The sequence below is a fragment of the Mesorhizobium sp. B2-2-3 genome (genome assembly GCF_006442405.1).
In the GTDB taxonomy this organism is placed as follows: Bacteria; Pseudomonadota; Alphaproteobacteria; order Rhizobiales; family Rhizobiaceae; genus Mesorhizobium.
In genome coordinates this window covers 317,303-336,287 of record NZ_VFWC01000006.1, presented here as the reverse complement: position 1 = coordinate 336,287, position 18,985 = coordinate 317,303, and the positions used below count along the sequence as shown (strand labels likewise).

Genomic DNA, 18,985 nt, shown 5'->3' with positions numbered 1-18,985 from the left:
CTTCGCGGCGAGGGGCTTTGACTGTTCATGCGGCTTTTTCGCATGAAGCCGCGCCGCGCAACAGCCAAAACCCGGTCACTTTCTTCCTCGCCCTTGCAAAATGACGAAAGAAAATTACATGCGGTTTACGCATGGCTGCCAAGCCCCGGCTTCAATGCAATATTTGCCGCTCCGGGGTTGACGGTACGCGGGCTTGCGAGTAGAAGCCGCCCAGTCAGAACCGATGTGAGGCTCTCCCTTCCGAAGCGACACGCTTTGGAGTTTGCCTCAAACAGGGTTCGTTTTACGAGCGAAAAGACATTTCCGGCGTGCACGAAGCGGTATCCGCTTCCTCTGCGATTTGTTCGGGCAAGACCGCAAGGCGCGGTTTGTGGCCCGAATTTGCGTATGGAAATGACGCTTTGAGCGAGCCTTGACCGGCACGAGACACGGAATTGAGAGACAAGAGGGTTTAATGCCTACCGTCAACCAGCTGATCCGCAAGCCGCGCATTGCGCCGGTGAAGCGCAACAAGGTCCCGGCCATGCAGCAGAACCCGCAGAAGCGGGGCGTCTGCACGCGCGTCTACACAACGACGCCGAAGAAGCCGAACTCGGCGCTGCGCAAGGTGGCCAAGATCCGCCTGACCAATGGTTTCGAGGTGATCGGTTACATCCCCGGCGAAGGTCACAACCTTCAGGAGCACTCCGTGGTCATGATCCGCGGCGGCCGCGTCAAGGACCTTCCGGGTGTCCGTTACCACATCATCCGCGGAGTGCTCGACACGCAGGGTGTGAAGAACCGCAAGCAGCGCCGTTCGAAATACGGTGCCAAGCGTCCGAAGTAAGGTTTTCCGGCTTCGGCGCTTTTTTGACTGCGCCGGGCTATGAGAGATTGAGAGACAAAAGCCATGTCCCGTCGTCACAGTGCAGAAAAGCGTGAGATCAATCCGGACCCCAAGTTCGGCGATCTGATCGTCACCAAGTTCATGAACGCCGTCATGTATGACGGCAAGAAGTCGGTTGCCGAGACCATCGTCTACGGCGCGCTCGACCAGGTCCAGTCGAAGACCAAGCAGGAGCCGGTCACCGTCTTCCATCAGGCGCTCGACAATGTCGCGCCGCATGTGGAAGTGCGTTCGCGTCGCGTCGGCGGCGCCACCTACCAGGTTCCGGTCGACGTGCGCCCCGAGCGCCGTCAGGCGCTGGCCATTCGTTGGCTGATCGCCGCGGCCCGCAACCGCAACGAGACCACCATGGTCGACCGCCTTTCCGGCGAGCTGATGGACGCGGCCAACAACCGCGGCACCGCCGTGAAGAAGCGTGAAGACACCCACAAGATGGCTGAAGCCAACCGCGCCTTCGCGCACTACCGCTGGTAAAGCGCGAAAGAGACTGAGAGGCAGTTACGATGGCCCGCGAATATAAAATCGAAGACTACCGCAATTTCGGTATCATGGCGCATATCGACGCCGGCAAGACGACGACCACCGAGCGCGTCCTCTATTACACGGGCAAGTCGCACAAGATCGGCGAAGTGCACGACGGCGCCGCGACCATGGACTGGATGGAGCAGGAGCAGGAGCGCGGCATCACGATTACGTCGGCCGCGACCACGACCTTCTGGAAGGGTCGTGACGGCAAGATGCACCGCTTCAACATCATCGACACGCCCGGACACGTCGACTTCACCATCGAGGTCGAGCGTTCGCTGCGCGTGCTTGACGGCGCCATCGCGCTGCTCGACGCCAATGCCGGTGTGGAGCCGCAGACGGAAACCGTCTGGCGCCAGGCCGACAAGTACCGCGTGCCGCGCATGATCTTCTGCAACAAGATGGACAAGACCGGCGCCGACTTCTACCGCTCGGTCGAGATGATCGGCTCGCGCCTCGGTGCGCAGGCTGTCGTCATGCAGCTGCCGATCGGCGCCGAGACCGAATTCAAGGGCGTCGTCGACCTGGTCGAGATGAACGCGCTGGTCTGGCGCGACGAGACGCTGGGCGCTGCCTGGGACGTCGTCGAGATCCCGGCCGACCTCAAGGCTCGCGCCGAGGAATACCGCGAGAAGATGATCGAGGCCGCCGTCGAGATGGACGAGACGGCTCTTGAGAACTACCTCGAAGGCAGGATGCCGTCGAATGACGAGATCCGCGCGCTGATCCGCAAGGGCACCATCGCGGTCAAGTTCTTCCCGATGTTCTGCGGCTCGGCATTCAAGAACAAGGGCGTGCAGCCTCTGCTCGACGCCGTCGTGGAATACCTGCCGTCGCCGGCCGATGTGCCCGCGATCAAGGGTGTCGATGCCAAGACCGACGCCGAGATCGAGCGTCACGCCGACGACAACGAGCCGCTGTCGATGCTGGCGTTCAAGATCATGAACGACCCGTTCGTCGGTTCGCTGACCTTTGCCCGTATCTATTCGGGCAAGCTCACCAAGGGCATCTCGGTCGACAACACCGTGAAGGGCAAGAAAGAGCGCATCGGCCGCATGCTGCAGATGCATGCGAATTCCCGTGCCGACGTTGAAGAGGCCTATGCCGGCGACATCGTCGCTCTCGCAGGTCTCAAGGACACGACCACCGGCGACACGCTGTGCGATCCGCTTCATCCGGTCATCCTCGAGCGTATGGAATTCCCCGATCCGGTCATCCAGATCGCCATCGAGCCGAAGACCAAGAACGACCAGGAAAAGATGGGCCTCGCGCTGCATCGCCTGGCTGCCGAGGATCCGTCCTTCCGCGTCAAGACCGACGAGGAAAGCGGCCAGACCATCATTTCCGGCATGGGCGAGCTGCACCTCGACATCATCGTCGATCGCATGCGTCGTGAGTTCAAGGTCGAGGCCAATGTCGGTGCGCCGCAGGTGGCTTATCGCGAGACGATCACCCGCAGGCACGAGCAGGACTACACGCACAAGAAGCAGACCGGTGGTACCGGGCAGTTCGCTCGCGTGAAGATCGTCTTCGAGCCGAACCCCGAGGGCGAGGATTTCGTGTTCGAGTCCAAGATCGTCGGCGGCGCTGTCCCGAAGGAATACATCCCGGGTGTCGAGAAGGGCCTGCTGAGCAAGATGGGTTCCGGCCCGTTTGCCGGTTTCCCGATGATCGGCGTCAAGGCTACCTTGATCGACGGCGCTTTCCACGACGTCGACTCTTCGGTGCTCGCATTCGAAATCGCTTCCCGCGCTTGCTTTATGGAAGCTTCGCCGAAGCTCGGCGTGCAGCTGCTCGAGCCGATCATGAAGGTCGAGGTCGTGACGCCGGAAGATTATGTCGGCGGTGTCATCGGCGACCTCAACGGCCGTCGTGGCCAGATCCAGGGCCAGGAAGCCCGCGGCGTGGCAGTCGTCATCAACGCGATGGTGCCGCTCGCCAACATGTTCAAGTACGTCGACAATCTGCGCTCGATGAGCCAGGGCCGTGCGGCATACACGATGCAGTTCGACCATTACGAGCCGGTCCCGACCGCGGTCGCCCAGGAAGTCCAGAAGAAATACGCGTAACCCGGCAGGGTGCTGCGGCAACTTAATTAAGAGCCCGTACGGGCGAGCAGGAATGGAGACATCACATGGCAAAAGGTAAATTCGAGCGCACCAAGCCGCATGTGAACATCGGCACGATTGGCCACGTTGATCATGGCAAGACGTCTTTGACGGCAGCGATCACCAAGTATTTTGGCGAATACAAGCGCTATGACCAGATTGACGCGGCGCCGGAAGAGAAGGCGCGCGGCATCACGATTTCGACGGCTCACGTCGAGTACGAGACGGAGAACCGCCACTACGCCCACGTCGACTGCCCCGGCCACGCCGACTATGTGAAGAACATGATCACCGGTGCCGCGCAGATGGACGGCGCGATCCTGGTTGTGTCGGCCGCCGACGGCCCGATGCCGCAGACCCGCGAGCACATCCTTTTGGCCCGCCAGGTCGGCGTGCCGTCGATCGTGGTGTTTTTGAACAAGGTCGACCAGGTCGACGACGCCGAGCTGCTTGAGCTGGTCGAGCTCGAGGTTCGCGAATTGCTGACCAAGAACGAGTTCCCCGGCGACGACATTCCGATCGTCAAGGGTTCGGCGCTGGCGGCGCTTGAAGATTCGGACAAGAAGATCGGCGAGGACGCGATCCGCGAGCTGATGGCTCAGGTCGACGCCTACATCCCGACGCCGGTTCGTCCGCTCGACAAGCCGTTCCTGATGCCGATCGAGGACGTGTTCTCGATCTCGGGCCGCGGCACGGTCGTGACCGGTCGCGTCGAGCGCGGCGTGGTCAAGGTCGGCGAGGAGCTGGAGATCATCGGCATCCGTCCGACCACCAAGACGACCTGCACGGGCGTCGAGATGTTCCGCAAGCTGCTCGACCAGGGCCAGGCGGGCGACAACATCGGCGCGCTGCTGCGCGGTGTCGACCGTGAAGGTGTCGAGCGCGGCCAGGTTCTGGCCAAGCCCGGTTCGGTGAAGCCGCACAAGAAGTTCGTGGCCGAAGCCTACATCCTGACCAAGGACGAGGGTGGCCGTCACACGCCGTTCTTCACCAACTACCGTCCGCAGTTCTACTTCCGCACCACCGACGTGACCGGCATCGTGTCGCTGCCGGCCGGCACCGAGATGGTGATGCCTGGCGACAACATCACGGTCGACGTCGAGCTGATCGTGCCGATCGCCATGGAAGAGAAGCTGCGCTTCGCCATCCGTGAAGGCGGCCGCACCGTCGGTGCCGGCATCGTCGTCACCATCAAAGAGTAATTTGGACTTAAACCGATCTGTCGCGGGCGCGGGTGCCCGCGCCGCGCCAGAACAAGGAAGTGACGCATGAACGGACAGAATATCCGCATCCGCCTGAAGGCGTTTGATCACCGGGTGCTCGACGCCTCGACGCGCGAAATCGTGTCGACGGCCAAGCGCACCGGTGCCAACGTCCGCGGCCCCATTCCGCTGCCGACGCGGATCGAAAAGTTCACGGTCAACCGGTCGCCTCACGTCGACAAGAAGAGCCGCGAGCAGTTCGAGATGCGCACGCACAAGCGTCTGCTCGATATCGTCGATCCGACCCCGCAGACCGTCGATGCTTTGATGAAGCTCGATCTGGCCGCCGGTGTCGACGTCGAGATCAAGCTCTAAGGGAATGAGAGCGCGGTAAGGGGCGGTGCCCCTGGCCCGGAACTCTAAAGGAATTGAACCGATGCGTTCAGGTGTGATTGCAAAGAAGGTGGGAATGACCCGCATCTACAACGATGCCGGGGAACATGTTCCCGTCACCGTTCTCCAGATGGAGAACTGCCAGGTCGTGGCGCAGCGCACGCAGGAGAAGAATGGCTACACCGCCGTTCAGCTCGGCGTTGGCCTTGCCAAGGTGAAGAACACGTCGAAGGCGATGCGCGGCCATTTCGCGACCGCTTCCGTCGAGCCGAAGGCCAAGCTTGCCGAGTTCCGCGTCTCCGCCGACAACATGATCGATGTCGGCGCCGAGATCACCGTCGAGCATTTCGTCGCCGGCCAGAAGGTCGACGTCACCGGCACGACGATCGGCAAGGGTTTCCAGGGCGTCATCAAGCGCCACCATATGGGTGGTGGCCGCGCGACCCACGGTAACTCGGTCTCGCACCGCACGCACGGCTCGACCGGCCAGCGCCAGGACCCCGGCAAGGTGTTCAAGGGCAAGAAGATGGCCGGCCACATGGGCGACACGCGCGTCACCACGCAGAACGTCGAGATCGTCTCGACCGATGCCGACCGCGGCCTGATCCTGATCCGCGGCGCGGTTCCCGGGTCGAAGGGTGCGTGGATCCTGGTTCGCGACGCCGCCAAGGTGGCGCTTCCGGCCAATGCGCCGAAGCCCGCCGCGATCCGCCCAGTTGCTGCCGGTATGGGCACGAAGAATGAGGCTCCGGCCACAGAGGGAGCGGAATAATGGATCTCAAGATCACAACGCTGGGCGGCAAGGACGCCGGCAAGGTGAAACTCTCCGAGGAGATTTTCGGCCTTGATCCGCGCGAGGACATTTTGCAGCGCGTCGTGCGCTGGCAGCTCGCCAAGAAGCAGCAGGGCACGCACAAGGCCAAGGGCCGCGCCGAGATCGCGCGCACCGGCGCCAAGATGTACAAACAGAAGGGTACGGGCCGCGCCCGTCACCATTCGGCACGCGCTCCGCAGTTCCGCGGCGGCGGCAAGGCTCACGGCCCGGTCGTTCGCAGCCACGAGCACGAGCTGCCGAAGAAGGTCCGCGCGCTCGGCCTCAAGCATGCTCTCTCGGCCAAGGCCAAGAGCGCGTCGATCATCGTCATCGACGAGCTGAAGCTGACCGAGGCAAAGACCAAGGCGCTGATCGCGAATTTCGCGACGCTGGGCCTGACGAACGCCCTGGTGATTGGTGGCGCCGAGCTCGACCGGAACTTCAAGCTGGCCGCGACCAACATCCCGAACATCGACGTGCTGCCCATCCAGGGCATCAACGTCTACGACATTCTGCGCCGCGGCACGCTGGTCCTTTCGAAGGCCGCCGTCGAGGCTCTCGAGGAGCGCTTTAAATGACCGACCTTCGTCACTACGACGTAATCGTCAGCCCGGCGATCACCGAAAAGTCGACCATGGCTTCCGAGCAGAACCAGGTCGTCTTCAACGTCGCCAAGAAGGCGTCGAAGCCGGAAATCAAGGCCGCCGTTGAAGCGCTGTTCGGCGTCAAGGTGATGGCCGTGAACACGCTTGTCCGCAAGGGCAAGATCAAGCGCTTCCGCGGCACGATCGGCCGCCAGAGCGACGTCAAGAAGGCGGTAGTGACGCTGGCCGACGGCCAGTCGATCGACGTCGCGACGGGTCTCTGAGCAAGGCCGCGAGGACAGGACAATGGCACTTAAAAAATTCAACCCGATAACGCCGAGCACCCGTCAGCTGGTCATCGTCGACCGCTCGGGCCTCTACAAGGGCAAGCCCGTCAAGGGTCTGACCGAGGGCCTGACCAAGTCGGGCGGCCGTAACAATTACGGCCGCATCACTGCACGCTTCATCGGCGGCGGTCACAAGCGTTCGTACCGCATCATCGATTTCAAGCGCCGCAAGTTCGACGTCGTCGGCACGGTCGAGCGCATTGAATACGATCCGAACCGCACCGCCTTCATCGCGCTGATCAAGTATGACGATGGCGAGCTGTCCTACATCATCGCTCCGCAGCGCCTTGCCGCCGGCGACAAGATCGTGGCTGGCGAAGCGGTCGACGTGAAGCCGGGCAATGCGATGCCGCTGGCCTCGATGCCGGTCGGCACGATCGTCCACAACATCGAGCTGAAGCCGGGCAAGGGCGCCCAGGTCGCCCGTTCGGCTGGCGGTTACGCCCAGCTCGTCGGTCGCGACCAGGGCATGGCGATCCTGCGCCTCAACTCGGGCGAGCAGCGTGTCGTTCACGGCTCCTGCATGGCCACCGTCGGTGCGGTGTCCAACCCGGACCACGGCAACATCAACGACGGCAAGGCCGGCCGCACGGTTTGGCGTGGCAAGCGCCCGCACAATCGCGGCGTGACCATGAACCCGGTCGACCACCCGCATGGCGGTGGTGAAGGCCGCACCTCCGGTGGCCGCCATCCGGTCTCGCCGTGGGGCAAGCCGACCAAGGGCAAGAAGACGCGGTCCAACAAGGCGACCGACAAGTTCATCCTGCGCTCGCGCCATCAGCGCAAGAGCTAAGAAGAGGTAACGCCAAGTGACTCGTTCTATTTGGAAAGGCCCCTTCATCGACGGCTACCTTCTCAAGAAGGTGGACAAGGTTCGTGAAGGTGGTCGCAATGAGGTGATCAAGATGTGGAGCCGTCGCTCCACCATCCTGCCGCAGTTCGTCGGCTTCACCTTCGGTGTCTACAACGGCCAGAAGCATGTTCCCGTCTCGGTGAACGAGGACATGGTCGGTCACAAGTTCGGTGAATTCGCTCCGACGCGGACCTATTACGGTCACGGCGCGGATAAGAAGGCGAAGAGGAAATAATCATGGGCAAGGCCAAAGCTCCGCGCAGGCTTGCTGACAACGAAGCGCGCGCCGTACTGCGCACGATCCGTATCAGCCCGCAGAAGCTGAACCTGGTTGCCGCGCTGATCCGCGGCAAGAAGGTCGCGACAGCGCTTTCCGACCTGGAATTCTCGGCCAAGCGGATTTCCGGCACGGTCAAGAAGACGCTGGAATCGGCGATCGCCAACGCGGAAAACAACCACGACCTCGACGTCGATGCGCTGATCGTGGCGGAAGCCTATGTCGGCAAGTCGATCGTCATGAAGCGGTTCCATGCCCGGGGCCGTGGTCGCGCCAGCCGTATCGAGAAGCCGTTCTCGCACCTCACGATCGTCGTTCGTGAAGTCGAAGAAAAAGGGGAGGCCGCATAATGGGCCAGAAAGTCAATCCGATCGGTCTTCGCCTCGGCATCAACCGCACCTGGGATTCGCGCTGGTTCGCGAACACCGGCGAGTACGGCAAGCTGCTGCATGAGGACATCAAGATCCGCAAGTACCTCGAGAAGGAGCTCAAGCAGGCTGCCATCTCGAAGGTCGTGATCGAGCGTCCGCACAAAAAGTGCCGCGTCACCATCCATGCCGCGCGCCCGGGTCTGATCATCGGCAAGAAGGGCGCCGACATCGAGAAGCTTCGCAAGAAGCTGATGGAGATGACCAAGTCCGAGACGCACCTCAACATCGTGGAAGTGCGCAAGCCGGAAATCGACGCGACCCTGGTCGCCCAGTCGATCGCCCAGCAGCTCGAGCGCCGCATCGCGTTCCGCCGCGCCATGAAGCGTGCCGTGCAGTCGGCGATGCGCCTCGGTGCCGAAGGCATCCGCATCAACTGCTCGGGCCGTCTCGGCGGCGCCGAAATCGCGCGCATGGAATGGTACCGCGAAGGCCGCGTGCCGCTGCACACGCTGCGCGCCGATGTCGACTACGGCACGGCCGAGGCGAATACGGCGTACGGCATCTGCGGCGTCAAGGTGTGGGTGTTCAAGGGCGAGATCCTCGAGCACGACCCGATGGCTTCGGAGCGCCGCGCGACCGAGGGCGATCATGCGCATGGCGGTGGTGGTGGTGATCGCGAACGCGGTCGTCGTCGCGAAAACGCCTGAGACATTTAGGAATTTGGAGTTAGAACGATGCTGCAGCCAAAGCGCACAAAGTTCCGCAAGCAGTTCAAGGGCCGTATCCACGGTACCGCCAAGGGCGGGACCAACCTGGATTTCGGTGGTTTCGGGCTGAAGGCGCTTGAGCCGAACCGCGTCACCGCGCGCGAGATCGAAGCGGCCCGCCGCGCGATCACCCGCGAGATGAAGCGCGCCGGCCGTGTCTGGATCCGTATTTTCCCGGATCTGCCGGTCACCTCGAAGCCGACCGAAGTCCGCATGGGCAAGGGCAAGGGCGCGGTCGACTACTGGGCGGCGCGCGTCAAGCCGGGCCGGATCATGTTCGAGATCGACGGCGTCAACGAAGAAACCGCCCGTGAGGCACTGCGTCTCGGCGCGGCCAAGCTCTCGGTCAGGACGCGCTTCGTACAGCGCATCGCAGAATAAGGACGGGCTGATCATGAAAGCCGAAGACATCCGGACCAAGACCCAGGACCAGCTGACCGACGACCTGGCCAGCCTGAAGAAAGAGCAGTTCAACCTGCGCTTCCAGAAGGCGACCGGCCAGCTCGAAAAGACCGCGCGCGTGAGGCAGGTCCGCAAGGACATTGCGCGTATCAAGACCATCGCTGCGGAAAAGTCCGCGGCTAAGAAGGCTTAAGGACGAAAACCATGCCAAAGCGCATTCTGCAGGGCACCGTCGTCAGCGACAAGAACGAGAAGACGGTTGTCGTCAAGGTCGAACGGCGCTTCACGCATCCCGTGATGAAGAAGACCGTGCGCATGACCAAGAAGTACAAGGCGCACGACGAGAACAACGCCCACAAGGTTGGCGATCAGGTGTTCATCCAGGAATCGAAGCCGATTTCCAAGGACAAGCGCTGGATTGTCGTGTCTTCGGACCAAGCCTGATCTCTGGGCGTAAACAAACGAATTTTGGACAGACCGGGGAGGGGTGAAGAACCCGTCCCGTTAGAAAAGAAGAAGGCGGCCAGTCATGATTCAGATGCAAACAAACCTCGACGTCGCGGATAATTCCGGCGCCCGTCGTGTCATGTGCATCAAGGTGCTGGGCGGCTCGAAGCGGAAATACGCTTCCGTAGGCGACATCATCGTGGTGTCGATCAAGGAAGCCATCCCGCGCGGCCGCGTGAAGAAGGGCGATGTGATGAAGGCGGTCGTGGTTCGCACGGCCAAGGACATCCGCCGCCCGGACGGCAGCGTGATCCGTTTCGACAAGAACGCGGCCGTTCTCGTCGACAACAAGAAAGAGCCGATCGGCACGCGTATCTTCGGACCGGTTCCGCGCGAACTCCGCGCCAAGAACCACATGAAGATCATCTCGCTCGCGCCTGAAGTGCTGTAAGGAGCCGGACCAATGCAGAAGATTAGAAAAGGCGACAAGGTCGTCGTGCTGGCTGGCAAGGACAAGGGCCGTTCGGGCGAAGTCCTGTCGGTTCAGCCGAAGGACGACACCGCGCTGGTGCGCGGCGTCAACATGATTCGTCGTCACCAGAAGCAGTCCCAGTCCCAAGAGGGCGGGATCATCACCAAGGAAGCGCCGATCCAGCTGTCGAACATCGCGCTGGCCGACCCCAAGGATGGCAAGCCGACCCGCGTCGGCTTCATCTTCCAGAAGGACGGCAAGAAGGTGCGCGTCGCCAAGCGCTCGGGAGAAGTCATCAATGGCTAAGGCTCAAACCAAGCAGGCGACTGCCCAGAACACGCCGCGCCTCAAGCAGGTCTACAACGATACCATCCGCAAGGCCTTGCAGGAGCAGTTCGGCTACGACAACGAGATGCAGGTTCCGCGCATCGACAAGATCGTGCTGAACATGGGCGTTGGCGAAGCGACCGGCGATTCGAAGAAGCCTTCGATCGCGGCCGAGGATCTGGCGATGATCGCCGGCCAGAAGGCCGTCGTCACCCGCGCCCGCAATTCGATCGCAGGCTTCAAGGTCCGCGAGAAGATGCCGATCGGCGCTAAGGTCACGCTGCGCAAGGAACGCATGTACGAGTTCCTCGACCGCCTCGTGAACATCGCGCTGCCGCGCGTCCGCGACTTCCGCGGACTGAATCCGAAGAGCTTCGATGGCCGTGGCAACTACGCCATGGGCATCAAGGAACACATCGTGTTCCCGGAGATCAACTACGACAAGGTTGATCAGATCTGGGGCATGGACGTCATCGTTTGTACGACTGCGAAGACGGACGACGAAGCCAGGGCACTGCTCAAGGCCTTCAACTTCCCCTTCCGCCAGTAACGGCAGCGAGAAAAGGAAAAATCTGAAATGGCAAAGACCAGCTCAGTCGAGAAGAACAACAGGCGCCGCAAGCTTGCCGACCAGTACGGCCCCAAGCGCGCTGCCCTGAAGGCGATCATCATGGACCAGTCCAAGCCGATGGAAGAGCGCTTCCGCGCTCAGCTCAAGCTTGCCGCCATGCCGCGCAACTCGGCCAAGATCCGCATCCGCAACCGCTGCGAAGTCACCGGCCGTCCGCGTGCCTACTATCGCAAGCTCAAAGTATCGCGCATCGCGCTTCGTGATCTCGGCAATAACGGCCAGATCCCGGGCCTGGTCAAGTCGAGCTGGTAAGGAGGACATAATATGTCATTGAGCGATCCTCTCGGCGATATGCTGACCCGCATCCGCAACGCCTATGGCCGCAAGAAGTCGAGCGTGTCGACGCCGGCCTCGCGTCTGCGCACCCGCGTCCTCGACGTGCTGAAGGCTGAAGGCTATATCCGCGACTACAGCCAGACCGACTTCGACAACGGCAAGTCCGAAATCGAGATCGAGCTGAAGTATTTCGATGGAGCGCCGGTCGTGCGCGAAATCGCCCGCGTCTCGAAGCCGGGCCGCCGCGTTTACGTTTCGGCCAAGTCGATCCCGCATGTCGCCAACGGCCTCGGTATCGCCATCCTTTCGACGCCGAAGGGCGTGATGGCCGACCACGAAGCGCGCGAACAGAACGTCGGTGGCGAGATCCTCTGCCAGATCTTCTGATCCGGCAGCGTGATCCCGAAAAAATGGAATCCGGTCTTCGGATCGTTCCGAAGACAGAGACCTGAAACAAGAGAAGTGACGAGGACAACAAAATGTCTCGTATTGGAAAGAAACCCGTTTCGCTGCCGCAGGGCGTGACCGCGACCGTCAACGGCCAGACCGTGACGGCGAAGGGCCCCAAGGGCGAGCTGAAGTTCGTGGTCAACGACGAAGTGCTGGTCAAGATGGAAGGCAGCGAGATAGCTGTCGAGCCGCGCGACCAGTCCAAGACCGCCCGCTCCAAGTGGGGCATGTCGCGCACGCAGATCGTCAACATCCTGCAGGGCGTCAAGGACGGCTTCGAGAAGAAGCTCGAGATCACCGGCGTCGGCTATCGCGCCGCCTTGCAGGGCAAGAACCTGCAGCTGGCGCTCGGCTTCAGCCACGACGTCGTCTACGAGACGCCGCAAGGCATCACCATCACCGTGCCGAAGCCGACCGAAATCACCGTGGCCGGCATCGACAAGCAGCAGGTCGGCCAGGTGGCTGCGGAAATCCGCGAATACCGTGGTCCCGAGCCCTACAAGGGCAAGGGCGTCCGCTACGCAGGCGAGAAGATCGTCCGCAAGGAAGGCAAGAAGAAGTAGTGGGTTTGGCCCCGGGAAGGTGCAGACTTTTCGGAAGGGGCCAAGCCAGGAAGTGTAACGCCGCGGGGAGCGGTCGCGGGAGGCGCTTTCGCCTACCGCACAGGGCGGCCCCCGTTTTCTGAAGGCAAGGAAGACCATCATGGGTACCAAGGAAGCCACTCAGCGCCGCGCGCAGCGCGTCCGCCGCCAGATCAAGAAGGTCGCCGGCGAGCGTCCGCGCCTGTCGGTTCACCGCACGTCGAAGAACATCTACGTCCAGGTCATCGACGACGCCAAGGGCCACACCATCGCTGCCGCCTCGACCCTCGAGAAGGACCTCAAGGGTTCGCTCAAGACCGGTGCAGATACCGCTGCCGCTGCCGCGATTGGCAAGCTGATCGCCGAGCGTGCCGCCAAGGCGGGAGTCAAGGAAGTCGTCTTCGACCGCGGCCCGTACATCTATCACGGCCGCGTCAAGGCGCTGGCCGAGGCGGCTCGTGAAGGCGGCTTGAGCTTCTAAGCCTGATCCGGACCGAAAGTCGGCAGAAAGTTGCAGACTTTTCGAAACGGATCATGCAAGGGAGTGATGATTTTCACCGTCGGCGACCCGCAATGAGGCGTCGGCATTCAGCAACCCGTGCTTCCGGAAAAGAACAAGGAACAGGATATGGCACAGGAACGTAGGGATGGCGGCCGCGGCCGCGATCGTGAAGAACGCGATGACGGCATGGTCGACAAGCTCGTCCACATCAACCGTGTCGCCAAGGTCGTCAAGGGCGGCCGCCGCTTCGGTTTTGCAGCACTCGTCGTCGTCGGCGACCAGAAGGGCCGCGTCGGCTTCGGTCACGGCAAGGCGCGCGAAGTGCCGGAAGCCATCCGCAAGGCAACCGAATCGGCCAAGCGCGACATGATCTTCGTGCCGCTGCGCTCGGGCCGCACGCTGCACCACGATGTCGAGGGACGCTGGGGCGCCGGCCGTGTTCTCCTGCGCGCCGCCAAGCAAGGTACCGGCATCATCGCCGGCGGCCCGATGCGTGCCGTCTTCGAGACGCTCGGCATGCATGACGTGGTCGCCAAGTCGATGGGTTCGTCGAACCCTTACAACATGGTTCGCGCCACTTTCGACGCGCTGAAGAGCCAGATGCATCCCAAGGATGTGGCTGCCGCGCGCGGCATCAAGTATTCGACCCTTCAGGCCCGCCGCGGCACCGCCGTCGCGGCTGAAGAATAGTCGATCTGACCAGGGATTTTGACCATGGCCAAGAAAGCAACCAAGACCATCACCGTTGAGCAGATCGGTTCGCCGATCCGCCGCCCGAAGGAACAGCGCGCGACGCTGGTCGGCCTCGGCCTCAACAAGATGCACAAGCAGCGCACGCTGGAAGATACGCCTTCCGTGCGCGGCATGATCGCTGCCGTCCAGCATCTCGTCCGCGTCGTGGACGAGGGCTGAGCACAGGCGCAGGAGAAGCAAGATGAAACTCAACGATCTGCGTGACAAGGACGGCGCGACGCATTCGAAGAAGCGTCTCGGCCGCGGCATCGGCTCCGGTTCCGGCAAGACTGCCGGTCGCGGCGTCAAGGGCCAGAAGGCGCGCTCCGGCGTCGCCGTCAACGGCTTCGAGGGTGGCCAGATGCCGCTCTATCGGCGCCTGCCGAAGCGTGGCTTCAACAACATCTTCGCCAAGAGCTTCACCGTCGTCTCGCTGGCCCGTATCCAGGCCGCTGTAGACGCCAAGAAGCTCGATGCGAAGGCGACCGTGACGGCCGAGGCGCTGGTCGCCGCCGGCGTCATCCGTCGCGTGAAGGACGGCGTGCGCGTGCTGTCGGACGGCGATATCAAGGCGAAGCTCGCCTTTGACGTCGCCGGGGCCTCCAAGGCCGCGATCGAGAAGATCGAAAAGGCCGGCGGTTCGGTCAAGCTGCCGCAAAAGGCGGCCGCCGAGTAACAGCAATTTGAAGCGCGGTCGGCAAGGCCGGATCCGGTTTTGCTTTCGATCGCGCTTCGACCTGTTCAATATGGCGGCCGCGTCAACGCGGCCGCTTGCATGTTTACAGTCCGGAGCTTATCTCGTGAGCTTCGGTGACACGCGCCGCCTGACCTTAGGGCCATCAAGCGTGACCAAGCGGAGAATCGGGCATGGCTTCGGCTGCTGAACAACTAGCCTCGAATCTGAATTTCTCAGCCTTCGCCAAAGCGGAGGACCTGAAGAAACGAATCTGGTTCACCGTCGGCGCGCTGCTCGTCTACCGCCTCGGCACCTACATCCCGCTTCCCGGCATCAATCCCGATGCCTTCGCGCAGGCCTTCTCTTCGCAGAGCAAGGGCGTGCTGGGCATGTTCAACATGTTCGCCGGCGGCGCCGTGCAACGCATGGCGATCTTCGCGCTCGGCATCATGCCTTACATTTCCGCTTCCATCATCATGCAGCTGATGACCTCGGTCATCCCGTCGCTGGAAGCGCTGAAGAAGGAAGGCGAGCAGGGCCGCAAGGTCATCAACCAGTACACGCGCTACGGCACGGTGCTCCTGGCGCTGGTGCAGGCCTATGGTATTTCGGTCGGGCTTGAAGGCGGCAACGGCATCGTCAGCGATCCCGGCATGTTCTTCCGCATCTCGACCGTCGTCACGCTGGTCGGCGGCACCATGTTCCTGATGTGGCTCGGCGAGCAGATCACCGCGCGCGGCATCGGCAACGGCATTTCGCTGATCATCTTTTCAGGCATCGTCGCCGGCCTGCCGCATGCCATCTCCGGCACGCTGGAGCTCGGCCGCACCGGAGCGCTGTCGACCGGCCTGATCCTGGCGATCATCGTGCTGGCCATCGTCGTCATCGCGCTCATCGTCTTCTTCGAGCGCGCCCAGCGGCGTCTGCTGATCCAGTATCCGAAGCGTCAGGTCGGCAATCGCATGTTCCAGGGCGACACTTCCCACCTGCCGCTCAAGCTCAACACGTCGGGCGTCATCCCGCCGATCTTCGCTTCGTCGCTGCTCTTGCTGCCGGCCACCGTCGCCGGCTTCTCGCAGACCACGAACATGCCGGCCTGGGCCAGCACCATCCTGGCCTCGCTCGGCCATGGCCAGCCGCTCTATATGTTGTTCTACGCGGCGATGATCGTGTTCTTCGCCTTCTTCTACACCGCGATCGTCTTTAACCCGAAGGACACCGCCGACCAGCTCAAGAAGCACTCCGGCTTCATCCCTGGCTACCGTCCGGGCGAGCGCACCGCCGACTATATCGACTACGTTCTTACCCGCATCACTGTCGTCGGTGCCATCTATCTGGTGCTGGTCTGTCTGCTGCCGGAGTTCCTGATCTCGGCGACTGGCGTACCATTCTACCTTGGTGGCACATCGCTTCTGATCGTGGTCAGTGTCACGCTCGACACGGTTGCGCAGATTCAGGGCCACCTGATCGCGCACCAATATGAAGGCCTGATCAAGAAGTCGAAGCTGCGCGGGGGGAAGAAAGCCAGATGAGGTTGATTTTGCTTGGGCCGCCAGGAGCGGGCAAGGGGACACAAGCACAAAGACTGGTAGAGAGACACGGCATCCCCCAGCTTTCCACGGGCGACATGCTGCGCGCCGCGGTGCAGGCCGGTACCGAAGTCGGCAAGCGCGCCAAGGCGGTCATGGATGCCGGCGAGCTGGTCTCGGATGCCATCGTCAACGCCATCGTGGCCGAGCGCATTGACCAGCCCGATTGCGCCAATGGTTTCATCCTCGACGGCTACCCGCGTACGCTGGTGCAGGCTGATGCGGTTGAATCGATGCTTGACGAACGTGGCATTGCGCTCGACACCGTCATCGAGCTTGTCGTCGACGACAAGGCGCTGGTCGGCCGCATCGTCAAGCGAGCCGATGAGGCCAAGGCAGCCGGTCAGCCGGTGCGCAAGGACGACAATCCGGCGGTGTTCGAGGAGCGGCTGCGGGAATATTACAAGAAGACCGCTCCGCTGATCGGCTATTATTATGCCAAGCGCCGGCTGAAGAGCGTGGACGGCATGGCTGGTATTGATGCCGTGACGTCGGAGATCGAAGCCGTGCTCGCGGCGACGGTGAAAGAGGCCGCCTCGGCCAAATAGCGATTGTGCTTGACTGAAGCGGTCCGCTGGGGTATGGCGGCCCGTCTTCCTGTCAGGCATGGAGTTTGCTTGCCCGCAAGGGCAGGGCAGCCGTTTTTGACCAGGAAACTCCCGCAAGGGCCGGCCTCCACCGGACGCGGGGCAACGCAGACAGCGCCGGCTCGTCCGGCCCATATGGAGATGAGAAGAACATGGCTCGTATAGCCGGCGTCAACATTCCGACCAACAAGCGCGTTGTCATCGCGCTTCAGTACATTCACGGCATCGGCAAGAAGTTCGCCCAGGAAATTGTCGACAAGGTCGGCATCCCGGCCGAGCGCCGCGTCAACCAGCTGACCGACGCGGAAGTGCTGCAGATCCGCGAGACGATCGACCGCGACTATCAGGTCGAGGGCGACCTGCGCCGCGAAGTGTCGATGAACATCAAGCGGCTCATGGACCTCGGCTGCTACCGCGGCCTGCGTCACCGTCGCTCGCTGCCGGTTCGCGGCCAGCGCACGCACACCAATGCACGCACCCGCAAGGGCCCGGCCAAGTCGATCGCCGGCAAGAAGAAGTAATTTAGGGCAGTAAGGGAGTAGGGAGTAAGGCAGTAGGGAATGCCCGACAATCGGGTCGCACTTTCCCTACTCCCTTACTGCCCTATTCCCCACTCCCTTACCAAGGTGGAGCCGCTGGCATTACGGCGGTGTAGAGATCAACTGAAAGGAATACCATGGCCAAGGAAGCCGCTCGTGTTCGCCGTCGCGAACGCAAGAACATCTCGTCGGGCGTTGCCCACGTCAATTCGACCTTCAACAACACCATGATCACCATTACCGACGCGCAGGGCAATTCGATCGCCTGGTCGTCGGCCGGAGCCCAGGGCTTCAAGGGTTCGCGCAAGTCGACCCCCTTCGCCGCCCAGATGGCTGCCGAGGATGTTGCCAAGAAGGCCCAGGAACACGGCATGCGCATGCTCGAGGTCGAGGTCTGCGGACCCGGCTCCGGCCGTGAATCGGCGCTGCGCGCCCTGCAGGCGGCTGGCTTCACCATCACCTCGATCCGTGATGTGACCCCGATCCCGCACAATGGCTGCCGTCCGCGCAAGAAGCGTCGCGTCTAAGGAATTACCGAACGCCGCGTGAACGCCAGAAGCGTTCCTCCGCGGTTTTCCAGGTCGCCCGCCACGATTGGATGGTGGCGGGTCAACGGAAGGAAAGCATCATGATCCAGAAAAATTGGCAGGAACTGATCAAGCCGAACAAGATCGAGTTCTCGTCGAAGAAGAAGACGCTGACCACGCTGGTGGCCGAGCCGCTCGAACGCGGCTTCGGCCTCACGCTCGGCAACGCGTTGCGTCGCGTGCTTCTGTCCTCGCTGCGCGGCGCGGCAGTCACCGCCGTACAGATCGACGGCGTCCTGCATGAATTCTCGTCCATCGCCGGCGTGCGCGAGGACGTGACCGACATCGTCCTCAACATCAAGGAAATCGCCATCCGCATGGAAGGCGACGGCCCCAAGCGCATGGTTGTGCGCAAGCAGGGCCCGGGTGCGGTTCTCGCCGGCGACATCCAGACGGTGGGCGACGTCGAGATCCTCAATCCGGATCACGTCATCTGCACGCTGGACGAGGGCGCTGAAATCCGTATGGAATTCACTGTCGATACCGGCAAGGGTTACGTGCCGGCCGACCGCAACCGCGCCGAGGATGCGCCGATCGGCCTGATCCCGGTCGACAGCCTCTATTCGCCGGTCAAGAAGGTCTCCTACAAGGTCGAGAACACCCGTGAGGGCCAGGTTCTCGACTACGACAAGCTGACCATGACCATCGAGACCGACGGTTCGATCTCGGGCGAGGACGCGGTGGCTTTCGCCGCCCGCATCCTGCAGGACCAGCTTGGCCTGTTCGTCAATTTCGACGAGCCGCAGAAGGAAGTCGCCACCGAAGCCGTCACCGAGCTTGCCTTCAACCCGGCGCTGCTCAAGAAGGTCGACGAACTCGAGCTTTCGGTGCGTTCGGCCAACTGCCTGAAGAACGACAACATCGTCTACATCGGCGATCTCATCCAGAAGACCGAAGCCGAGATGCTGCGCACCCCGAACTTCGGCCGCAAGTCGCTGAACGAGATCAAGGAAGTCCTGGCGGCGATGGGCCTGCACCTCGGTATGGAAGTGCCGGATTGGCCGCCGGAAAACATCGAAGACCTCGCCAAGCGTTACGAAGATCAATATTGAGGCTCCGA

General features: G+C 62.2%; 30 protein-coding genes. All 30 read left to right on the top strand.

Going from position 1 to position 18,985, the window contains the following annotated elements; all coding sequences use genetic code 11:
* Window positions 1–454: 454 nt before the first annotated feature.
* The 30 genes from rpsL to FJ951_RS13970 all read left to right on the top strand — a co-directional run bounded on the left by rpsL (window position 455) and on the right by FJ951_RS13970 (window position 18,977).
* Window positions 455–826, top strand: a complete 372-nt coding sequence (rpsL, locus tag FJ951_RS14115; protein ID WP_006333356.1) for a 30S ribosomal protein S12 — start codon at window positions 455–457, stop codon at window positions 824–826.
* A gap of 63 nt (window positions 827–889) precedes the next feature.
* Window positions 890–1,360, top strand: a complete 471-nt coding sequence (gene rpsG / locus FJ951_RS14110; protein WP_008875664.1) for a 30S ribosomal protein S7 — start codon at window positions 890–892, stop codon at window positions 1,358–1,360.
* 29 nt (window positions 1,361–1,389) lie between these two features.
* Window positions 1,390–3,480, top strand: coding sequence for an elongation factor G (gene fusA / locus FJ951_RS14105; RefSeq protein WP_140515453.1), 2,091 nt, complete (start codon window positions 1,390–1,392; stop codon window positions 3,478–3,480).
* A 65-nt stretch (window positions 3,481–3,545) separates the two neighbouring features.
* Complete coding sequence (gene tuf, locus FJ951_RS14100) at window positions 3,546–4,721, top strand: elongation factor Tu (protein WP_140515452.1); 1,176 nt, start codon at window positions 3,546–3,548, stop codon at window positions 4,719–4,721.
* A gap of 66 nt (window positions 4,722–4,787) precedes the next feature.
* Window positions 4,788–5,096: a 30S ribosomal protein S10 gene (gene rpsJ, locus FJ951_RS14095; RefSeq protein WP_006205468.1), complete on the top strand. Its 309-nt coding sequence runs from the start codon at window positions 4,788–4,790 to the stop codon at window positions 5,094–5,096.
* Between the two features lie 61 nt (window positions 5,097–5,157).
* Window positions 5,158–5,886 carry a 50S ribosomal protein L3 gene (gene rplC / locus FJ951_RS14090; RefSeq protein WP_140501257.1) on the top strand — a complete coding sequence of 243 codons (729 nt, stop codon included), beginning with the start codon at window positions 5,158–5,160 and terminating at the stop codon, window positions 5,884–5,886.
* The gene (gene rplD / locus FJ951_RS14085; RefSeq protein WP_140501259.1) at window positions 5,886–6,506 is read left to right on the top strand and encodes a 50S ribosomal protein L4; all 621 of its coding nucleotides are present in this window, start codon (window positions 5,886–5,888) and stop codon (window positions 6,504–6,506) included. The genes rplC and rplD overlap by 1 nt, the downstream gene beginning before the upstream one ends.
* Window positions 6,503–6,796, top strand: a complete 294-nt coding sequence (locus tag FJ951_RS14080) for a 50S ribosomal protein L23 (protein ID WP_006205465.1) — start codon at window positions 6,503–6,505, stop codon at window positions 6,794–6,796. The genes rplD and FJ951_RS14080 overlap by 4 nt, the downstream gene beginning before the upstream one ends.
* A 22-nt stretch (window positions 6,797–6,818) precedes the next feature.
* On the top strand, window positions 6,819–7,652 hold the full coding sequence (rplB, locus tag FJ951_RS14075; protein ID WP_140501261.1) for a 50S ribosomal protein L2: 834 nt from the start codon (window positions 6,819–6,821) through the stop codon (window positions 7,650–7,652).
* Between the two features lie 16 nt (window positions 7,653–7,668).
* The gene (rpsS, locus tag FJ951_RS14070; protein ID WP_006205463.1) at window positions 7,669–7,947 is read left to right on the top strand and encodes a 30S ribosomal protein S19; all 279 of its coding nucleotides are present in this window, start codon (window positions 7,669–7,671) and stop codon (window positions 7,945–7,947) included.
* Between the two features lie 2 nt (window positions 7,948–7,949).
* On the top strand, window positions 7,950–8,339 hold the full coding sequence (rplV, locus tag FJ951_RS14065; protein WP_006205462.1) for a 50S ribosomal protein L22: 390 nt from the start codon (window positions 7,950–7,952) through the stop codon (window positions 8,337–8,339).
* The gene (gene rpsC / locus FJ951_RS14060; RefSeq protein WP_140501263.1) at window positions 8,339–9,067 is read left to right on the top strand and encodes a 30S ribosomal protein S3; all 729 of its coding nucleotides are present in this window, start codon (window positions 8,339–8,341) and stop codon (window positions 9,065–9,067) included. The genes rplV and rpsC overlap by 1 nt, the downstream gene beginning before the upstream one ends.
* Before the next feature lie 27 nt (window positions 9,068–9,094).
* Window positions 9,095–9,508 (top strand): 50S ribosomal protein L16, encoded by a 414-nt coding sequence (gene rplP / locus FJ951_RS14055; protein WP_027026963.1) that lies wholly within the window; start codon window positions 9,095–9,097, stop codon window positions 9,506–9,508.
* A 13-nt stretch (window positions 9,509–9,521) separates the two neighbouring features.
* Window positions 9,522–9,722, top strand: coding sequence for a 50S ribosomal protein L29 (gene rpmC, locus FJ951_RS14050; RefSeq protein ID WP_006205459.1), 201 nt, complete (start codon window positions 9,522–9,524; stop codon window positions 9,720–9,722).
* 11 nt (window positions 9,723–9,733) lie between these two features.
* Window positions 9,734–9,973 (top strand): 30S ribosomal protein S17, encoded by a 240-nt coding sequence (gene rpsQ, locus FJ951_RS14045; RefSeq protein WP_010909280.1) that lies wholly within the window; start codon window positions 9,734–9,736, stop codon window positions 9,971–9,973.
* A gap of 85 nt (window positions 9,974–10,058) precedes the next feature.
* A complete protein-coding gene (gene rplN, locus FJ951_RS14040; RefSeq protein ID WP_006205457.1) occupies window positions 10,059–10,427 on the top strand; it encodes a 50S ribosomal protein L14 in 369 nt (122 codons plus the stop codon).
* Window positions 10,428–10,439: 12 nt separating this feature from the next.
* The gene (gene rplX / locus FJ951_RS14035) at window positions 10,440–10,754 is read left to right on the top strand and encodes a 50S ribosomal protein L24 (protein ID WP_006205456.1); all 315 of its coding nucleotides are present in this window, start codon (window positions 10,440–10,442) and stop codon (window positions 10,752–10,754) included.
* Complete coding sequence (gene rplE / locus FJ951_RS14030) at window positions 10,747–11,325, top strand: 50S ribosomal protein L5 (protein ID WP_140501265.1); 579 nt, start codon at window positions 10,747–10,749, stop codon at window positions 11,323–11,325. Before rplX ends, rplE begins: the two co-directional genes overlap by 8 nt.
* Before the next feature lie 27 nt (window positions 11,326–11,352).
* On the top strand, window positions 11,353–11,658 hold the full coding sequence (gene rpsN, locus FJ951_RS14025; RefSeq protein ID WP_013895695.1) for a 30S ribosomal protein S14: 306 nt from the start codon (window positions 11,353–11,355) through the stop codon (window positions 11,656–11,658).
* A 12-nt stretch (window positions 11,659–11,670) separates the two neighbouring features.
* The gene (gene rpsH / locus FJ951_RS14020) at window positions 11,671–12,069 is read left to right on the top strand and encodes a 30S ribosomal protein S8 (protein WP_006205453.1); all 399 of its coding nucleotides are present in this window, start codon (window positions 11,671–11,673) and stop codon (window positions 12,067–12,069) included.
* A 92-nt stretch (window positions 12,070–12,161) separates the two neighbouring features.
* Window positions 12,162–12,695, top strand: coding sequence for a 50S ribosomal protein L6 (rplF, locus tag FJ951_RS14015; protein WP_140501269.1), 534 nt, complete (start codon window positions 12,162–12,164; stop codon window positions 12,693–12,695).
* Between the two features lie 139 nt (window positions 12,696–12,834).
* Window positions 12,835–13,194 carry a 50S ribosomal protein L18 gene (gene rplR, locus FJ951_RS14010; RefSeq protein WP_140501271.1) on the top strand — a complete coding sequence of 120 codons (360 nt, stop codon included), beginning with the start codon at window positions 12,835–12,837 and terminating at the stop codon, window positions 13,192–13,194.
* Between the two features lie 147 nt (window positions 13,195–13,341).
* The gene (rpsE, locus tag FJ951_RS14005) at window positions 13,342–13,905 is read left to right on the top strand and encodes a 30S ribosomal protein S5 (protein ID WP_006333394.1); all 564 of its coding nucleotides are present in this window, start codon (window positions 13,342–13,344) and stop codon (window positions 13,903–13,905) included.
* 24 nt (window positions 13,906–13,929) lie between these two features.
* The gene (gene rpmD / locus FJ951_RS14000) at window positions 13,930–14,127 is read left to right on the top strand and encodes a 50S ribosomal protein L30 (RefSeq protein WP_006205449.1); all 198 of its coding nucleotides are present in this window, start codon (window positions 13,930–13,932) and stop codon (window positions 14,125–14,127) included.
* Window positions 14,128–14,149: 22 nt separating this feature from the next.
* Complete coding sequence (gene rplO / locus FJ951_RS13995; protein ID WP_140515451.1) at window positions 14,150–14,623, top strand: 50S ribosomal protein L15; 474 nt, start codon at window positions 14,150–14,152, stop codon at window positions 14,621–14,623.
* A 191-nt stretch (window positions 14,624–14,814) separates the two neighbouring features.
* Window positions 14,815–16,155: a preprotein translocase subunit SecY gene (secY, locus tag FJ951_RS13990; RefSeq protein WP_140501275.1), complete on the top strand. Its 1,341-nt coding sequence runs from the start codon at window positions 14,815–14,817 to the stop codon at window positions 16,153–16,155.
* Window positions 16,152–16,760 carry an adenylate kinase gene (locus FJ951_RS13985; protein WP_140501277.1) on the top strand — a complete coding sequence of 203 codons (609 nt, stop codon included), beginning with the start codon at window positions 16,152–16,154 and terminating at the stop codon, window positions 16,758–16,760. Before secY ends, FJ951_RS13985 begins: the two co-directional genes overlap by 4 nt.
* 191 nt (window positions 16,761–16,951) lie before the next feature.
* On the top strand, window positions 16,952–17,320 hold the full coding sequence (gene rpsM, locus FJ951_RS13980) for a 30S ribosomal protein S13 (protein WP_006205445.1): 369 nt from the start codon (window positions 16,952–16,954) through the stop codon (window positions 17,318–17,320).
* Window positions 17,321–17,475: 155 nt separating this feature from the next.
* Window positions 17,476–17,865: a 30S ribosomal protein S11 gene (rpsK, locus tag FJ951_RS13975; protein ID WP_006205444.1), complete on the top strand. Its 390-nt coding sequence runs from the start codon at window positions 17,476–17,478 to the stop codon at window positions 17,863–17,865.
* A gap of 101 nt (window positions 17,866–17,966) precedes the next feature.
* The gene (locus FJ951_RS13970; RefSeq protein WP_023682599.1) at window positions 17,967–18,977 is read left to right on the top strand and encodes a DNA-directed RNA polymerase subunit alpha; all 1,011 of its coding nucleotides are present in this window, start codon (window positions 17,967–17,969) and stop codon (window positions 18,975–18,977) included.
* Window positions 18,978–18,985 lie beyond the last annotated feature (8 nt).

What these genes read in the sequence shown, in the direction of transcription:
- rplV (WP_006205462.1), top strand. Translation starts at nt 7,950, where the DNA reads ATGGGCAAGGCCAAAGCTCCGCGCAGGCTTGCTGACAACGAAGCGCGC.
- rplO (WP_140515451.1), top strand. Translation starts at nt 14,150, where the DNA reads ATGAAACTCAACGATCTGCGTGACAAGGACGGCGCGACGCATTCGAAG.
- rplX (WP_006205456.1), top strand. Translation starts at nt 10,440, where the DNA reads ATGCAGAAGATTAGAAAAGGCGACAAGGTCGTCGTGCTGGCTGGCAAG.
- rpsM (WP_006205445.1), top strand. Translation starts at nt 16,952, where the DNA reads ATGGCTCGTATAGCCGGCGTCAACATTCCGACCAACAAGCGCGTTGTC.
- rplE (WP_140501265.1), top strand. Translation starts at nt 10,747, where the DNA reads ATGGCTAAGGCTCAAACCAAGCAGGCGACTGCCCAGAACACGCCGCGC.
- rpsL (WP_006333356.1), top strand. Translation starts at nt 455, where the DNA reads ATGCCTACCGTCAACCAGCTGATCCGCAAGCCGCGCATTGCGCCGGTG.
- FJ951_RS13970 (WP_023682599.1), top strand. Translation starts at nt 17,967, where the DNA reads ATGATCCAGAAAAATTGGCAGGAACTGATCAAGCCGAACAAGATCGAG.
- rplB (WP_140501261.1), top strand. Translation starts at nt 6,819, where the DNA reads ATGGCACTTAAAAAATTCAACCCGATAACGCCGAGCACCCGTCAGCTG.
- FJ951_RS14080 (WP_006205465.1), top strand. Translation starts at nt 6,503, where the DNA reads ATGACCGACCTTCGTCACTACGACGTAATCGTCAGCCCGGCGATCACC.
- rpmD (WP_006205449.1), top strand. Translation starts at nt 13,930, where the DNA reads ATGGCCAAGAAAGCAACCAAGACCATCACCGTTGAGCAGATCGGTTCG.
- rpsQ (WP_010909280.1), top strand. Translation starts at nt 9,734, where the DNA reads ATGCCAAAGCGCATTCTGCAGGGCACCGTCGTCAGCGACAAGAACGAG.
- rpsC (WP_140501263.1), top strand. Translation starts at nt 8,339, where the DNA reads ATGGGCCAGAAAGTCAATCCGATCGGTCTTCGCCTCGGCATCAACCGC.
- rpsK (WP_006205444.1), top strand. Translation starts at nt 17,476, where the DNA reads ATGGCCAAGGAAGCCGCTCGTGTTCGCCGTCGCGAACGCAAGAACATC.
- rpmC (WP_006205459.1), top strand. Translation starts at nt 9,522, where the DNA reads ATGAAAGCCGAAGACATCCGGACCAAGACCCAGGACCAGCTGACCGAC.
- rpsE (WP_006333394.1), top strand. Translation starts at nt 13,342, where the DNA reads ATGGCACAGGAACGTAGGGATGGCGGCCGCGGCCGCGATCGTGAAGAA.
- rpsN (WP_013895695.1), top strand. Translation starts at nt 11,353, where the DNA reads ATGGCAAAGACCAGCTCAGTCGAGAAGAACAACAGGCGCCGCAAGCTT.
- rpsJ (WP_006205468.1), top strand. Translation starts at nt 4,788, where the DNA reads ATGAACGGACAGAATATCCGCATCCGCCTGAAGGCGTTTGATCACCGG.
- FJ951_RS13985 (WP_140501277.1), top strand. Translation starts at nt 16,152, where the DNA reads ATGAGGTTGATTTTGCTTGGGCCGCCAGGAGCGGGCAAGGGGACACAA.
- tuf (WP_140515452.1), top strand. Translation starts at nt 3,546, where the DNA reads ATGGCAAAAGGTAAATTCGAGCGCACCAAGCCGCATGTGAACATCGGC.
- fusA (WP_140515453.1), top strand. Translation starts at nt 1,390, where the DNA reads ATGGCCCGCGAATATAAAATCGAAGACTACCGCAATTTCGGTATCATG.
- rplF (WP_140501269.1), top strand. Translation starts at nt 12,162, where the DNA reads ATGTCTCGTATTGGAAAGAAACCCGTTTCGCTGCCGCAGGGCGTGACC.
- rplC (WP_140501257.1), top strand. Translation starts at nt 5,158, where the DNA reads ATGCGTTCAGGTGTGATTGCAAAGAAGGTGGGAATGACCCGCATCTAC.
- rpsG (WP_008875664.1), top strand. Translation starts at nt 890, where the DNA reads ATGTCCCGTCGTCACAGTGCAGAAAAGCGTGAGATCAATCCGGACCCC.
- rplP (WP_027026963.1), top strand. Translation starts at nt 9,095, where the DNA reads ATGCTGCAGCCAAAGCGCACAAAGTTCCGCAAGCAGTTCAAGGGCCGT.
- rplN (WP_006205457.1), top strand. Translation starts at nt 10,059, where the DNA reads ATGATTCAGATGCAAACAAACCTCGACGTCGCGGATAATTCCGGCGCC.
- rplR (WP_140501271.1), top strand. Translation starts at nt 12,835, where the DNA reads ATGGGTACCAAGGAAGCCACTCAGCGCCGCGCGCAGCGCGTCCGCCGC.
- rpsH (WP_006205453.1), top strand. Translation starts at nt 11,671, where the DNA reads ATGTCATTGAGCGATCCTCTCGGCGATATGCTGACCCGCATCCGCAAC.
- rplD (WP_140501259.1), top strand. Translation starts at nt 5,886, where the DNA reads ATGGATCTCAAGATCACAACGCTGGGCGGCAAGGACGCCGGCAAGGTG.
- secY (WP_140501275.1), top strand. Translation starts at nt 14,815, where the DNA reads ATGGCTTCGGCTGCTGAACAACTAGCCTCGAATCTGAATTTCTCAGCC.